General features: G+C 72.5%; 10 protein-coding genes. 7 read left to right on the top strand and 3 right to left on the bottom strand.

Annotation, left to right across the window (positions count from 1 at the left end):
- The first annotated feature begins 288 nt into the window (after positions 1-288).
- From AMK22_RS35805 to AMK22_RS35795, 3 genes are all read left to right on the top strand, one after another.
- The gene (locus tag AMK22_RS35805) at positions 289-711 is read left to right on the top strand and encodes a helix-turn-helix domain-containing protein (protein ID WP_073791818.1); all 423 of its coding nucleotides are present in this window, start codon (positions 289-291) and stop codon (positions 709-711) included.
- A gap of 503 nt (positions 712-1,214) precedes the next feature.
- Positions 1,215-1,766 carry a hypothetical protein gene (locus AMK22_RS35800; protein ID WP_143203650.1) on the top strand — a complete coding sequence of 184 codons (552 nt, stop codon included), beginning with the start codon at positions 1,215-1,217 and terminating at the stop codon, positions 1,764-1,766.
- The gene (locus tag AMK22_RS35795; protein ID WP_073791815.1) at positions 1,763-2,800 is read left to right on the top strand and encodes an NUDIX hydrolase; all 1,038 of its coding nucleotides are present in this window, start codon (positions 1,763-1,765) and stop codon (positions 2,798-2,800) included. The genes AMK22_RS35800 and AMK22_RS35795 overlap by 4 nt, the downstream gene beginning before the upstream one ends.
- Positions 2,801-3,102: 302 nt before the next feature.
- Here AMK22_RS35795 and AMK22_RS35790 read toward each other — a convergent pair whose 3' ends face one another.
- Entirely contained in the window at positions 3,103-4,467 is a 1,365-nt protein-coding gene (locus tag AMK22_RS35790; RefSeq protein WP_073791813.1) for a dipeptidase, read from the bottom strand.
- Between the two features lie 182 nt (positions 4,468-4,649).
- Between AMK22_RS35790 and AMK22_RS35785 the strand changes: the two genes are divergently transcribed.
- The 3 genes from AMK22_RS35785 (at position 4,650) to AMK22_RS35770 (ending at position 8,713) form a co-directional block, all read left to right on the top strand.
- On the top strand, positions 4,650-5,864 hold the full coding sequence (locus AMK22_RS35785; protein ID WP_199883416.1) for a geranylgeranyl reductase family protein: 1,215 nt from the start codon (positions 4,650-4,652) through the stop codon (positions 5,862-5,864).
- A gap of 879 nt (positions 5,865-6,743) precedes the next feature.
- Positions 6,744-8,051: a sensor histidine kinase gene (locus AMK22_RS35775; protein WP_107430719.1), complete on the top strand. Its 1,308-nt coding sequence runs from the start codon at positions 6,744-6,746 to the stop codon at positions 8,049-8,051.
- A complete protein-coding gene (locus AMK22_RS35770; RefSeq protein WP_073791808.1) occupies positions 8,048-8,713 on the top strand; it encodes a response regulator in 666 nt (221 codons plus the stop codon). The genes AMK22_RS35775 and AMK22_RS35770 overlap by 4 nt, the downstream gene beginning before the upstream one ends.
- 34 nt (positions 8,714-8,747) lie before the next feature.
- Here AMK22_RS35770 and AMK22_RS35765 read toward each other — a convergent pair whose 3' ends face one another.
- Together AMK22_RS35765 and AMK22_RS35760 are read right to left on the bottom strand one after the other, a co-directional pair.
- Positions 8,748-9,503, bottom strand: coding sequence for a maleylpyruvate isomerase family mycothiol-dependent enzyme (locus AMK22_RS35765; protein WP_073791807.1), 756 nt, complete (start codon positions 9,501-9,503; stop codon positions 8,748-8,750).
- A gap of 135 nt (positions 9,504-9,638) precedes the next feature.
- A complete protein-coding gene (locus tag AMK22_RS35760) occupies positions 9,639-10,880 on the bottom strand; it encodes an MFS transporter (RefSeq protein WP_073791805.1) in 1,242 nt (413 codons plus the stop codon).
- Positions 10,881-11,003: 123 nt separating this feature from the next.
- Between AMK22_RS35760 and AMK22_RS35755 the strand changes: the two genes are divergently transcribed.
- Positions 11,004-12,218: an ROK family protein gene (locus AMK22_RS35755; protein ID WP_073791804.1), complete on the top strand. Its 1,215-nt coding sequence runs from the start codon at positions 11,004-11,006 to the stop codon at positions 12,216-12,218.
- Positions 12,219-12,442 lie beyond the last annotated feature (224 nt).

Here is a 12,442-nt window from a genome sequence, read left to right as displayed (position 1 = left end):
CAGAAACGGCCTATTCCCGCCTGTGTTGCCATCTGTGCACACGTCGTCCTTGCTTGCATGCGTTCCGTGCGGATCGCGTCCCCGTCAACCTCGTAGGTCAACGGTTGGCACATGCCAGCATTCTAGCCTTAGCTAGCCTTGCAATTCTAGCTCTGGTTGGCTCTAGATCGGATTGGGTGGTGCAGTCGGGTAGCCTTAGTTAGCCTGACCTGGGATTTTGTAGTTCAGAATTCGGCCTATCTCGCGGGTGACCTAGCTGGCCCTAGCTGGTCCTGCGAAGATGTCAGCATGGGAACTCGCGATCTCGGCCGCCTCGCGTCACGCGTGAAGGTGCATCGACTGGAGCTATACCCCTCCCGCCTCGCGGCGGCCGCGGCGGTCGGTATTTCCAAAGACACGTGGCGGCGCGTCGAGGAGGGGCTGGATGTGCGCGAGTCGACGTACGCAAAAATCGATCGGGCGCTCGGCTGGACTCCGGGAAGTTGTGCCGTCGTCGCCGGTGGCGGTGAACCCGTTCTTGTCGACGCGCACCATGATGACCGGTCCGTGCCGGGCAAGTCGAGTGGCGCCGGCCCGAGCGCGGAGGTCGTACGAAGGGCGACGTTCGAGGCGGCCAGGCGGACGATGCCGAACGCCGCGATCGGCGACTTGGATGCGTTCAGTGAAGAGCTAGTCGAGGTCCTACGGAAGGGGGGTCACGTGTCGGAGTGAGGCGTGGGTGAAGATGTCCGGCCGCGCAACCGTTTGGCCGTTACCGGATCATGATATGCCGGGTTGAGGATTCCTCACATTTGCCCTGACACGCGCTCGTTCGGCGTGCCACTCCAACCAGGACCACCCGGGGAGGTCTCCGTACGGGAGCCAGGGGGACCGGTGAGAAACGTCATCAGCCTGGAATTGGGGCCGCAGGACAGCCCAAGTAGCAGGAGGGGCGGTGTGTGCCCTGTCCTCCAGAGTTGCCCAAGATCGCGGCCTCCAGGAACGTGCGAGGCGGTTCATGAAGGCGCACGGACTTGACCGCTCGCCATGTCGCAGTCGCCTCATTGGGTAAACGCAATAGGGCAGGCAGTGGGAGGTGCCGGCGGCAGGGATACCCGCCAGCACCCCGCACACCACTCATCAATCATCGGTAGGATGACGGGTGCCCTACATAGAAGTGCGCGGGAATAGCATCCGCGTGAAGTGGTGGAGCGGCGAGTACAAGCTCGACGCTGATGGCAGCTCCGAAGTACGACTCATGGAGAGCACTGGTGATGCCGCCCTTCCTCCATGAGATGCATGAGGCTCTGCTGGCGTCTCACGAGAAGCCGTGGACGTTTCTGTCTGTCATGGGGAAACCGCTTCTGGGGACGGATTTCGATCGGGACTACTGGTACCCGATCCGGGACGGAGCCGAGAAGCGGGACTCCGGGCCGCGGTATGCGCGGTGGGCGCGGCCCGCGATGCCGGCGGTGTCGGAGATGGCCGGGCAGGACATCTACCGGTTGCGGCACTGGCACAAAGCGAAGCTGGATGAGCCGGGTGACATTCCGCGCGTGGCGGTGGAGGCCCGAATGGGGCATGAGCTTCAGGGGGTGGAGGGTGTGTACAGCGAGGTGACGGTTGCGATGGAGGAGAGAGTCGGGGAGTACCTTCAGCGCGTATGGGAGAAAGAGGTAGTGGGTGCGGGGTTGTGGACGCCTCCTTTTCCCATGCCGCTCCCAGATGACCTGCACAAAACTGCTCCGTCCCTGTTCAGCAGCCTTCCTGTCTTGGAGTACGAATGATCGTGTGGATCAACGGTGCGTTCGGCGCGGGGAAGACGAGCGCCGCGCGCGAGCTGGTCGATCTGATCCCGAACAGCACCTTCTACGACCCCGAGCTGATCGGTGCGGGATTGCGGTACCTGCTGCCCCAGAAGAGGCTCGCCGAGGTGACCGACTTCCAGGACCTGCCGATCTGGCGGCGGTTGGTGGTGGACACCGCCGCGGCTCTGCTGGCCGAGGTGTCCGGCGTGCTGGTGGTGCCGATGACGCTGTTGCGGCAGGAATACCGCGACGAGATCTTCGGCGGGCTCGCCTCCCGGCGCATACCGGTGCGCCATGTGCTGCTCTCGCAAGAGGAAACGATCCTGCGTAAACGGATCGCGGGCCGGGTGGAGTCCCCTGACGACCCCGGGCACAGCGAACGGTCCCAGCAATGGGCCTACGAGCACATCGGCCCCTACCGGGCGGCGCTCGGCTGGCTCACCCGTGACGCCCACACGATCGACACCAGCGCGCTCACCCCCTACGAGACGGCCGAGCGCATAGCCGAGGCGGTGCGCACGGGAGCGGCCACCGCCTGCGAGATCGTGCAGACCCCCGCCCCGACCGGGGAGACCGTCGCGGCCGGGGTACTGCTCTTCGACGAGCACGACCGGGTCCTGCTCGTCGACCCGACGTACAAGCCGGGCTGGGAGTTCCCCGGCGGAGTGGTCGAGGAGGGCGAGGCCCCGGCCCAGGCGGGGATCCGTGAGGTGGCCGAGGAGATAGGGATCCACCTCGACCGGGTGCCCAAGCTCCTGGTCGTCGACTGGGAGGCGCCCCACCCGCCCGGATTCGGAGGTCTACGGATGCTCTTCGACGGCGGGCTGCTGCCCGGCGCGGACGTCCAGCGGCTGCTGCTGCCGGACTCGGAGCTGCGCGGCTGGCGGTTCGTCACCGAGGAGGAGGCCGCCACCCTGCTTCCTCCCACCCGCTACGAGAGGTTGCGCTGGGCGCTGCGTGCCCGGGAACGGAAGGCCGTGCTCAACCTGGAGGCCGGGATCCCGGTCGGCTGAGGCGGAGGTTTCCGGGGCGGCCCCGCGTCGGCGTCGACGACGGTCGGAGGCCGCCGGGCCCGCCGTCGTCGGAGACGAGCGGACCACCGGGCCGGTGCCCCCGAGGGCGCGTACGGTCGACGCCGTGGCAAGCCCGTACGGCCGACACCGCGAAGGCCCGTGCGGCCGACGCCGCGGCAGTGCGCTCGGGCCGATTCCGTCGGAGGCGGGCACGGCGGGGTGCGAGGGAAAGGTCCGCCGACCCTCCCCGCAGGCCCGGCAGGCGCCGGGAACTCGCGGGGACGCCTTCTCCCGATGTCCCGTCAGGCCCGCTTGGAATCGGCGTAGTTGCGCAGGAACAGGGCCTCGGTGACCGACAAGCGCTCCAGCTCCTCGGGCGACACGCTCTCGTTCACGGCGTGGATCTGAGCCTCCGGCTCGCTCAGGCCGATCAGCAGGATCTCGGCCTCCGGGTAGAGCGCGGCGAGGGTGTTGCAGAGCGGGATCGAGCCGCCCATCCCGGACGTCTGCATGGTCTCGCCGGGGTACGCGGCCTCCATCGCCCGCGCCATCGAGGTGTACGCGGGGCTGGTGGTGTCCGCGCGGAACGGCTGGCCCTGGCCGACCTGCTCCACCGACACCCTGGCTCCCCACGGGGCATGCGCCACGAGGTGCGCGGTCAGCAGCTCCGTCGCCTCGGCGGCGTCCCGGCCCGGCGGCACCCGCAGGCTGATCTGGGCCCGTGCGCTCGCCTGGAGCGAGGGGGTGGCGCCGACCACCGGCGGGCAGTCGATACCGATGACGGTCACAGCGGGTCGGGCCCAGATCCGGTCGGCGACCGTACCCGTGCCGATCAGCTCGACGCCGTCGAGCACCTTGGCGTCCGAGCGGAACTCGGCCTCCGGGTACTGGAGCCCGTCCCACTCGGTGTCCGCGGTGAGCCCGTCGACGGTGGTGCTGCCGTCCTCGGCGCGCAGCGACGCCAGCAGCTGGATCATCGCGGCCAGCGCGTCCGGGGCGGCGCCGCCGAACTGACCGGAGTGCAGATTCCCTTCGAGGGTGTCGAGGGTGACCCGCAGCATGGTCATGCCGCGCAGCGTCGCGGTGACCGTCGGCAGGCCGACGCGGAAGTTGCCGGTGTCGCCGATGACGATCGTGTCCGCGGCGAGCAGCTCGGGGTGCGCCTGCGCGTACCGCTCCAGTCCGCCGGTGCCCTGTTCCTCGGAGCCCTCCGCGATCACCTTGACCGAGACCGGGACACCCCCGTCCGCCTTCAGGGCGCGCAGCGCGAGGAGGTGCATGATGAAGCCGCCCTTGCAGTCGGCCGCGCCCCGGCCGTACCAGCGGCCGTCCCGCTCGGTCAGCTCGAACGGCGGCGAGAGCCAGGCGGACTCGTCGAGCGGCGGCTGCACGTCGTAGTGCGCGTAGAGCAGCACGGTCGGGGCGCCGGCCGGACCCGGCAGGAAGCCGTACACCGACTGCGTTCCGTCGGGGGTGTCGAGCAGGGCGACGTCCTGGAAGCCCTCGGCGCGGAGCGCGTCCGCGACCCAGTCGGCGGCGGCCTCGCACTCGCTCCTCGGGAACTGCGCGGGATCCGCCACCGACTGGAAGGCCACCAGCTCGGTCAGCTCCGCCTTGGCACGGGGCATCAGCGAGGCGATGGTCGCGGCGATCGGACGGGCGGTCATGGGCACGCTCCTCGTGGGTGCGACGTTATGGGTACGAATCCGGGCGCACGCGTACCGGTGGTGCGGTGTGCGTGCGGGGCGAACGCACGGTCGATCCTCCCACAGGGGGTGCCCGGGCGGGCGCGCCGTAGGATGCCGTGAGCAGCATGGGCCATTGGTGGGATCGGGAGCAGAAGCACATCGTGAGCAGCGAGAACGCAGACGCCGTGCAGGAGCGCGAAGAGTCGACCGTGTGGGACGTGGTCGTCGTCGGTGGTGGACCGGCCGGAGCCTCCGCGGCGTACGCCGCTGCGGTCGCGGGCCGACGGGTACTGCTCCTCGAAAGGGCCGAGCTGCCGCGCTACAAGACGTGCGGCGGCGGGATCATCGGGTTCTCGCGGGACTCGCTGCCGCCCGGATTCGAGCTGCCGCTTCGCGACCGGGTCCACGCGGTGACGTTCTCGCTCAACGGCAGACTGGCGCGTACCCGCCGTTCCAAGCGGATGCTCTTTGGTCTCATCAACCGCCCCGAGTTCGACGCGGGGTTGGTCGAGGAGGCCCAGAAGGCGGGTGCCGAACTCCGCACCGGAGCCACCGTGACGAGGGTCGAGCAGCACGGCGCCGCGGTGCCGGACCGGCGTACGGTCGCTGTGGTGCTGGCCGGTGGCGAGACCGTCCTGGCACGCGCGGTCGTCGGTGCCGACGGCAGCGCCGGACGGATAGGAGCCCACGTCGGGGTGAAGCTCGATCAGGTGGACCTCGGCCTGGAGGCGGAGATCCCGGTCCCGCCGACGGTCGCGGAGGACTGGGCGGGCCGGGTACTGATCGACTGGGGCCCGATGCCCGGCAGTTACGGCTGGGTGTTCCCCAAGGGCGACACCCTCACCGTCGGTGTCATCTCGGCGCGCGGCGACGGCGCGGGCACCAAGCGGTACCTGGAGGACTTCATCGCCCGGCTGGGGCTCGCCGGATTCGAGCCGAAGATTTCCTCCGGGCATCTGACACGCTGCCGCAGCGACGACTCGCCGCTGTCGCGCGGACGGGTGCTGGTGTGCGGCGACGCGGCGGGGCTGCTGGAACCGTGGACCCGCGAGGGCATCTCCTTCGCGCTGCGGTCGGGGCGGCTCGCCGGTGAGTGGGCGGTCCGGATCGCGGAGTCGCACGACGCGGTGGACGCCCGGCGTCAGGCGCTCAACTACGCCTTCGCCATCAAGGCGGGGCTCGGCGTCGAGATGGGTGTCGGCCGCCGCATGCTGAAGCTGTTCGAACGGCGCCCGGGTGTGTTGCACGCGGTGCTGACCGGGTTCCGCCCGGCCTGGAACGCGTTCGCCGGGGTGACCCGGGGGACGACGTCGCTGGCCGAACTGGTCCGGACGCATCCGCTGGCCCAGCGGGCGCTGTCGATGATGGACCGCTAGGGCGTGTTGCGAAAGTCCCGTCCGGCTCGCGACGCCTGGCACGGCGCCTCGCCGCGTTGTCGGGATCGTCCACGTACGCCCCGTACGAGGACGATCCTCCGCCTTGCGATCAATGGGATCTCCTCTGTTTGCGCGAAGCCGGGAACTCGGGGAAGCACCGGACGCCGCGCAATCCGACCGCCGGCCGAACGACGGCACTTCGACGACAGGGCCCAGGACGGCCGACCCGCTCGGTGATGTCCGGCGGTCGGCGCCGATGCGTTCGCCCCGGTCCCGGGCCGAACGACACCGGCACGGACCGGCCCCGAGCCGGGCCCGCGTCCCGCTCCGCGCACTCCGGCGTACTCCCCGGGGAGTACGGGCGACCGCCACTTCCGGCGGACGCCCGGGCCGCCGCACGCCGTCTAGTGCCGTGACCGGCAAGGTTTGCCCGGAAGGAGCGTCGTCCGGTGCGTGCGATCGCAAGGCGGCCGAAAGCCCTCGTAGCGGGCTACGTGGGCTCTCGGCCAACGCCGCGAGCGTGCGTGCCGGACGGTGCGACGGGGCAAACGTTGCCGGTCACGGCACTAGCGTGGCCGGCATGGAGGAGCGACGCACACACCGGTGNGCCGGGCCCGCGTCCCGCTCCGCGCACTCCGGCGTACTCCCCGGGGAGTACGGGCGACCGCCACTTCCGGCGGACGCCCGGGCCGCCGCACGCCGTCTAGTGCCGTGACCGGCAAGGTTTGCCCGGAAGGAGCGTCGTCCGGTGCGTGCGATCGCAAGGCGGCCGAAAGCCCTCGTAGCGGGCTACGTGGGCTCTCGGCCAACGCCGCGAGCGTGCGTGCCGGACGGTGCGACGGGGCAAACGTTGCCGGTCACGGCACTAGCGTGGCCGGCATGGAGGAGCGACGCACACACCGGTGGTACGACGGACCGCCGCGATGGCTGGTGGAGGCGCCGGGGCACTCGGCTTCCCGGCTGCCCTGGCCCTCGACGATCCTGCTGGGCGCCGTCGTGCTGATCGGTTCGACCGTCGCGGCCCGGGTCCAGACGGACGAACGGGTCCCGCTGGACCTCGTCGCGCGGCTGCTGCTCCTTGCGGCCGTCGCCGTGCTCCTGCTCCGCCACCGCCACCCCGTGGTCGCCGCGTTCGGGAGTTCGGCCGCCGCGACGGTCTACCTGGCGGCCGGATATCCGTACGGGCCGGTCTTCCTGGCCGTCGCCGTGGGCTGCTTCGGCGCCGTCGTCTCCGGGCACCGGCGGGCGGCCTGGACGGCGGTCGGCATGGTGTGGCTGGGCCACGTCCTGGTGACCCACCCGCTCCACCGGTGGCTGCCGCCGGCCGACGACCACGCCGCCTCCTGGGGGCAGGAACTGGGCATCGCCGCCTGGGTGGTGGCGATCGTCGCGGTCGCCGAGTGCGTCCGCGTACGCCGTGAGCAGTGGGCGGAGCGGCGCGCCGAGCAGGAGGCGGCGCAGCGGCGCCGGGCCGACGAGGAGCGGCTGCGGATGGCCCGCGAGCTCCACGACGTGCTGGCCCACAGCATCTCCGTCATCAACGTCCAGTCGAGCGTCGGTCTCGCGCTGCTGGACTCCGACCCCGAGCAGGCGCGGGCCGCGCTCACCGCCATCAGGGCCGCCGGCAGGCAGGCGCTGGGGGAGGTCCGCCAGGTCCTGGACGCCCTGCGCGCTCCCGGGGACGCGCCCAGGGCCCCGGCCCCCGGTCTGGACCGGCTGCCCGAACTCGTGGACCAGGCGGCGAGCGCCGGACTGGCCGTCACCGTCGAGACCGACGGGGCGCGTGACGCTGTGCCGCCCGCCACCGGCCTCGCCGCCTTCCGGATCGTGCAGGAGGCACTGACCAATGTGATCCGGCACTCCGGGTCGCGTACCGCACGGGTCAGGATCGGCTACGGTCCCGGCCGTGTCCGCCTCCGCGTCGACGACGACGGGCCCGCCACCGGTGGCGACGCCGGGGGCGGCGGCAACGGACTGGCGGGGATGCGGGAGCGGGCCGCCGCGCTGGGTGGCACGATCGAGGCCGGGCCCCGGGCCGACGGCGGATTCCGGGTGCTGGCCGAGCTCCCGCTGCCGCCCGGCGCGCCGCAGCCGCCCCGTTCCACCCGCGCGACCGGCTCGGCCGGACCGTCGGAGCACGAGCACGAGCACGAGCACGAGCACGAGAGGGAGAGGGAGACGGCGTGATCCGCGTTCTGCTCGCCGACGACCAGCTGCTGGTCCGGGCCGGGTTCCGGGCGCTGCTGGACGCCCAGCCGGACATCGGCGTGGTGGGGGAGGCCGCCGACGGCGAGGAGGCCGTGCGCCTGGTGCGCGAACTGCGCCCCGACACCGTGCTGATGGACATCCGGATGCCGCTCCTCGACGGCCTCGCCGCCACCCGCGCCATCACCGGGGACACCGCACTGAACGGTGTCAAGGTGGTCATGCTCACCACTTTCGAGCTCGACGAGTACGTCTTCGAGGCGATCCGCTCCGGGGCCTCCGGCTTCCTCGTCAAGGACACCGAGCCGGACGAGCTGCTGCGGGCGGTACGCGCCGTGGTGGGCGGGGACGCCCTGCTCTCACCAGGGGTCACCCGTCGGCTGATCGCCGAGTTCGCGGCCCGCTCCAAGGGGCCCGTGGCGGCGGCCGGGCCGGGCGGGCTGACCGAACGGGAGCGGGAGGTGATGGCCCTCGTCGGCATGGGGCTCTCCAACGAGGAGATCGCCCGACGGCTGGTCGTCAGCCCGCTCACCGCGAAGACCCACGTCAGTCGCGCCATGGTGAAGCTCGGCGCCCGCGACCGTGCCCAACTCGTCGTTCTCGCCTACGAGTCGGGGCTCGTGCGCCCCGGCTGGCTCGTCTGAGCCGGGCGGGGCGCACCGTCTCGCCGGTCCGCCGTCAGGACCAGGTGACCCCGGAGTTCTCGCGCCAGATCCGGGCCGGCCCGGGGTCGCCCGCCACGGTGAGCGTCGTGAGCGGCAGCCGGTTCCACAGTGTCAGGTAGAGCTCCTCGGCCGTACCGCTCAACTCGCAGTCCACCGGGACCGGTTCGGCCGTCTCCTCGTCGCGCACGGTCCGCGGCGGTTCGGACGACAGCCGCACGGTCCAGACGGCGTCGGTGTCCGTGGCACGCAGCCGCAGGGAACACGGTGTCGCCGAGCGCACCTTGCTCCGTCCGCGGGAATGGAAGCCGTGCAGCAGTTCGTCGATGCCGTCCACCGCGTGCTCGGCCGTCACCGTCGACAGGCGTCCGCCGCGTGCCGACTCCGCGTCCACCCGGTGGATCGTCGTCTCGTGCGCCTGGCGCCGGGCCCAGAAGGCCAGTGGAGACGGCGCGGGCATGAAGGTCCAGCACTCCAGCCCGGCCGGGGCCGCCGTCAAGGCGTCGACCAGGAGGGCGTGGCCCTCGCGGAACCAGTCGAGGAGCGGGGGTCCGTCGAGATCGGGTTCCCCGCCGTTCGGGTGGTACGAGGAGTGGCCCTCGACGACGAATCCGGTTGCCCAGCGGTGCACCATGCCGGTGTGCCGGACCAGATCGCGGATCCGCCAGTCCGGGCAGGTGGGCACCGGCGCCGAGGTGCCCGCCTCACGGGCGGCGGCCACCAGCGACCGTCCTTCGTCGGCCAGGGACTCGATATGCCTCGTGATGTCCATGATGCCGATTGTGCCAGCGGCGCAGATCGGCGCCGACGCGCGCCCGCAGCCGACCGGGCGGGCCGGAAGTCCCCGGATCCGGCCCGGGAACCACCGGATCCGGCCCGCGGCGCGTGGCCGTCCGGGGGCGATGCCTCACGTGCGGGCGGTGCCCCGAGCCGCGTATCCGAGGGCGGCGGCTGCCGAGGCCAGCAGCGCCACCGTGGTGAGGGCCGTCGGGAGGGAGAACCAGTCGGCCAGGAAGCCGATCGTGGGCGGCCCGAGCAGCATCCCGCCGTAGCCCAGCGTCGACGCGGCGGCCACCCCCGAGGGGCCGGAGACCTCTCCGGCCCGGCTCACCGCCACGGGGAAGATGTTCGCCAGGCCGAGGCCCGTGATCGCGAACCCGAGGAGGGCCGCCCAGGAGGTGGGGGCGAGCGAGCCGAGCAGCATCCCGGCCGCTGCCGTCGCGCCGCCCGCGACCAGGGTGCGGGTCTGGCCGAGGCGCTGGAGCAGCATCGTGCCGCCGAGCCGGCCGGCCGTCATGGCCAGTGCGAACAAGGAGTATCCGGCGGCGGCGGTCCCGGGGTGGGCACGCAGGTCCTGTTCCAGATGGAGGGCGCCCCAGTCGGCCAGCGCGCCCTCGCCGTACGCGGTGCACAGCGCGATCACGCCGAACAGCAGCACCGTTCGCCGGGCGTGGCGGGCCGGTCGCGGCTGCGCCCCGGAGTCGTCGGCCACCCTCGCGGAGGCGGACGTGGACGAGGGGGCGGGCGGCCCGGGTCTCGGTCGGCGCAGCAGCGCGGGTCCGGCCGTCGCCGTGACCAGGAGCCCGATACCGGTGAGGGCGAAGAGGTGCGCGGCGGGGGAGAGGGCGCCCGCCACCAGCCCGCCGAGCCCGGCGCCGATCATTCCACCGAGGCTGAACGCCGCGTGGAATCCCGGCATCACGGGACGCCGCAGGGCGGTCACCAGATCGACGGCCGCGCTGTTCATCGCCACGTTCATCCCGCCGTACGCGGCCCCGAAGACCAGCAGCACCAGGCCGAGCGCGAACGCCGAACGCGCCTGCGCGGGCAGTGCGATGCTCACGGAGAGGAGCACGCCGCAGACCACCGTCACCGCGTGGCTGCCGAACCGGCGGCACAGCCGGCCGGTGAGCATCATGGTCACCACGGCCCCGGCGGACACGCCGAGCAGCGCGAGCCCCAGGCCGGAGGCCGACGCACCGGTCTGGTGCTTGATGGCCGGAATACGGACGACCCAGCCGGCGAAGAGGAAACCGTCGAGGGCGAAGAACACGGTCAGCGCGGTACGGAGGCGGGCCGTCGAAGACGTGGCGGTGTGTCCGCCCGGGGCTCCCGGCAGGGCCGTCCGCAATTTGTTTAGTTGCGGCACAAACTCAGGATAGGGGCGCCGGGGCAACGCGTGCAAGGCGCTCGACGGGGCGCGGCCGTCCGGGCCGTGGGTGCGGACGCCGGAGCGTCGGCGGCACGCCCGGATCATGGGAGACTCGCCCCCATGAACGGAAAGGTGACCACCACCCGGACGAAGCTGGAGAGGGGCCGCAGCGCGCTCGGGCCCGCGCTGGAACTGGTCCACACCGGGCGCGCGCCCACCCGCGCCGTCCTCACCTCCGAACTCGGGGTCACCCGGGCGACGGCCGGTGCGGTCGCCTCGGAGCTGGAGGCGCTCGGCCTGATCCAGGTCGACTCCCGGCCTGGCTCCGCCGCCGGTTCCCAGGGCCGCCCCTCGCACCGGTTGTCCGTGCGCGAGTCGGGTCCGGTCGCGGTCGCCGCGCAGGTGCACGCGGACGGGTACCGGGCGGCGCTCGTCGGGCTGGGCGGGCGGATCGTCGCCACCGCCCCCGGATGCGTGACCGTCACGGCCGACCCGGCGCAGGTCATCGGAGAGGTCGTCGACGACTGCGCCCGCCTGCTGCGGGACAGCGGACGCCGATGCGTCGGCGCGGGAATCGCGGTGCCGTCCGCGGTCGCCGAACCCGAGGGGGCCGCGCTCAACCCCCTGCACATCGCCTGGCCCGCGGGGGCTCCGGTGCGCGAGATCTTCGCCGCCCACGTGGCGGCGGCGGGCATCCCCGGTCCCGCCTTCGCCGGGAACGACGTGAACCTCGCCGCGCTCGCCGAACACCGGCACGGCGCCGGATGCGGCGCACGGCACCTGCTCTGCGTGGCCACCGGGCACCGCGGCGTGGGCGGCGCGCTGGTCCTCGACGGCCGTCTGCACACCGGGAGTTCGGGGCTCGCGCTGGAGGTCGGGCACCTCACGGTGAACCCCGACGGCCGCCCGTGCCACTGCGGGGGCCGCGGCTGTCTGGACGTCGAGACCGATCCGCTGGCCTTCCTGCTCGCGGCGCGCCGCGAACCGGGCCCGGAGGAGTCGCTGCTCAAGCAGGCGGGAGACCTGCTGCGCACGGAGTACGACGACCCGGCGGTACGGGGCGCCGCCGAGGAGCTGATCGACCGGCTCGGCCTCGGGCTGGCCGGACTGGTCAACATCCTCGACCCGGACCGCATCATCCTCGGCGGACTGCACCGCGCCCTGCTCGACGTGGACCCCGAGCGGCTGCGCGCGGTGGTGGCCGACCGCAGTCTGTGGGGGCGCAGCGGCAGTGTGCCGATCCTGCCGTGCACGCTCGACCACAACAGTCTGGTGGGCGCGGCGGAACTGGCCTGGCAGCCGGTGCTCGACGACCCGCTGGCCGCGCTCGCCTGAGCCGGGGCGCGGCTGCCCGCGCCGCGCCGAGCGGCGGCCGGGGCGGCGGTGGCCCTGCCGGGTCTGCTCGTCGGCCGCCCGCGGGCGGCCCCGAGACGGCGGCGTCCGCGCCGTACCCGCCCCTCGGCGCCCCGGCCGGGCCCGCGCTCGGCCCGTCGGCCCCGGTCGGCTGGTGCTGTGGCCGGAAAGGTTTGCCGGGAGGCTCGCGGCGTCCGGTGCGGTGC

It is taken from the genome of Streptomyces sp. CB01580 (genome assembly GCF_001905795.1).
Lineage (GTDB): Bacteria > Actinomycetota > Actinomycetes > Streptomycetales > Streptomycetaceae > Streptomyces.
Note: the sequence above shows the minus strand (reverse complement) of the source record. Positions and strands in the feature narration are given on the sequence as shown.

Coding starts and splice junctions, on each gene's coding strand:
- AMK22_RS35755 (WP_073791804.1), top strand. CDS start 11,004: ATGAACGGAAAGGTGACCACCACCCGGACGAAGCTGGAGAGGGGCCGC.
- AMK22_RS35795 (WP_073791815.1), top strand. CDS start 1,763: ATGATCGTGTGGATCAACGGTGCGTTCGGCGCGGGGAAGACGAGCGCC.
- AMK22_RS35805 (WP_073791818.1), top strand. CDS start 289: ATGGGAACTCGCGATCTCGGCCGCCTCGCGTCACGCGTGAAGGTGCAT.
- AMK22_RS35800 (WP_143203650.1), top strand. CDS start 1,215: ATGGCAGCTCCGAAGTACGACTCATGGAGAGCACTGGTGATGCCGCCC.
- AMK22_RS35765 (WP_073791807.1), bottom strand. CDS start 9,503: ATGGACATCACGAGGCATATCGAGTCCCTGGCCGACGAAGGACGGTCG.
- AMK22_RS35775 (WP_107430719.1), top strand. CDS start 6,744: ATGGAGGAGCGACGCACACACCGGTGGTACGACGGACCGCCGCGATGG.
- AMK22_RS35790 (WP_073791813.1), bottom strand. CDS start 4,467: ATGACCGCCCGTCCGATCGCCGCGACCATCGCCTCGCTGATGCCCCGT.